Source organism: Tannerella forsythia (assembly GCF_003860135.1).
In the GTDB taxonomy this organism is placed as follows: domain Bacteria; phylum Bacteroidota; class Bacteroidia; order Bacteroidales; family Tannerellaceae; genus Tannerella; species Tannerella forsythia_A.
Genome location: NZ_RQYN01000108.1, coordinates 1 through 2,367 on the forward strand (window position 1 = coordinate 1; position 2,367 = coordinate 2,367).

Annotated in this window: 1 protein-coding gene; it reads right to left on the reverse strand. The window is 53.2% G+C overall.

Annotated elements, in window-relative coordinates:
- Nucleotides 1-284: 284 nt before the first annotated feature.
- Nucleotides 285-2,367 (reverse strand): leucine-rich repeat protein (locus EII41_RS13450; protein ID WP_124790986.1); only part of this gene is annotated, 2,083 nt, incomplete at its 5' end.

Below are 2,367 nucleotides of genomic sequence, written 5' to 3' on the forward strand. Positions count from 1 at the left end.
ATTTAAACAGGCTCTAAGTTATGGTCGAATTTTTGTCCTCATTTTATTTGCGTATTAATATAGTTCGTTAATGGTCAATGGTCAATTGTTATGCGTGGTACACGCCAAACCATGCACCCGGTAAATAATCATTAACCATTGACAATTAACATTAAATTTGCGTCGATTTGCGTAATTTGCGCTCGGATACAACACGACACAAAAAAAGGGCGGACACACCGGCCCGCCCCTACATTAACTACTGCTGACTACTTTTGACTACATTTGACTACATTTTTCACTTTTCACTTCACGAAGATTTTCTCCACTTTTTCTCCCACGCGCACAAAGTAGACGCCTGACGGAAGCGGCTGTATGTGATCGCCGGCGGGGAGGTCAAGCGTTTTCACCATCGCGCCGTCTACATTATATATATGTACCGTTTCAGGGTTGGACAGTGTGAGACGTAACGCTCCGTCGTGGGCGTAGACGCGTACGGATGCATCGACTCGTTCGTTGGCGACGGTATAAGTTACTTCGCAGACGGCTGTGACTCCGCTGCCGTCGTTAGCGGTGACAGTGATGCGTGCCGTGCCTTTTCGATATACGGTGACAAGGCCTGTGACGGCATCAACCGACGCGATCGACGGATCGCTGCTCGTAAACGTGACGGACGGGTCTGTCGCATTGGCGGGCAGTACGGTGACCTTCAATTGAAATATTATTTGCGCTTCGGTTTTGAATGTCGTGGCGGAGAGCTTGAGCGAAGTTACTTTGACGACGGGCGAACTGCTCCGTACGACTGTCACTGTGCAGGTTGCCGTATGGCTTCCGTCGGTTGTGGTGGCCGTGATGACGGCGGTGCCCGGTGCGACGCCTTTCACGATGCCCGACTCGTTGACTGTTGCGATGGCGGCGTTGTCGGTCGTCCATGTGACTGTTTGCGTGGTGGCTGTTTCGGGCAGTACGGTGGCCGTCAGCGGACGCGCCTGACCGACTTCGAGCTTGAGCGACGTCGGTTCTACGGCGACACCTGTGGCCGGGATCACGGCTGTTGTACCGGTCTGTGTGACGCTGACCGTTCTCGTCAAGTTACCGGTCATAAAGGTGATGGTAGCCGTACGCGGGGCCGCGCCGGTGTAAGCCGCGGCTGTGACCGTGACGGTTCCGTTGTTCGATCCGGCGAGGGGCGACACGGTGAGCCACGTGGCGGACGAGGTCGTCGTCCAAGGGGTGTTTGCCACGACGGTGACGGTTCGGCTCCTTCCGGAGGCGTCCATGCTCAACGCTGCCGGAGAGACAGACAGCACCGGCGAGGACGCTTCTACAATCGGGTTGAAGTTCTTCCATACCGCTGCCGACGTATAAGCCGCTTTCTTTCCCACGGGAACGATGAGCTTCACCTGATGGAGCGCAACGCCCTCAAACGTATTGGCGTCGATGACCGGCGGGGCATCCCAGTAGACCATCATTTCTTTCAGCGATTTACAATTTACAAACGCCTCTCTTTCTATCTTTGTCACGCTGCTTGGAATCGTCACATGCGTTAGTTTCGTACATCCCATAAACATTATTTCAGGGATGTTTTTTATGCTGTTGGGAATGATCATATGCGTCAGTCCCGAGCAGTCGTAGAATATACCTTTTCCGATGTTCGTTACACTGTTGGGTATCGTAACGTTTGTCAGTCCCGAACATTGAAGAAACGCTCCCAGTTCTATGTTTGTTATGCTGCTCGGAATCGTAAGGTTTGTCAGCCCCGAGCAAGTGGCAAACGCACCTTCTCCAATTCCGGTTACGTGATAAGTCGTGTTGCCGTATCGGACGGTAGCAGGTATGGCGATATTTCCCGAAGGTTTATTTTCGTCGGCATAAAAAGGAGATGTACCGTTTTCTCCATTTTTTTCTCGCGACACGCTGACGGTGGTGCCCGATGTCTTCTTATAATACAGTTTGCCGACTTTGAAATCGTAGAAGGTTGTCGGTTCTCCTTCTTCTACGATGAAATTCTTCCATACGGAAGCCGATGTATAGGCCGCTTTCTTTCCCACGGGAACGGTCAGTTTCACCTCATGGAGCGGCACATCTTGAAACACCTCGGCGGCAATCGCGAGCGGGGTATCCCATGCTACGACGACTTCTTTCAGCCCCGTACATTTCTCGAAGGCATGGTCTTTGATTTCGGCGATGCTCTTGGCGAGGGTGACGGACTTTATGCCGCGGCATCCGCGAAAGACGACACTGCCGATGGCCGTTACCTGATACGTCGTTCCGCCGTGGCTCACCGTGGCGGGGACGGTCACGTGGCCCGAGGGCTTGTTTCCTTCCGACGCGTAATAGGCGCCCACGGAGTGATTCAGCGTCGATTGTTCGGTCGTGACACGGACG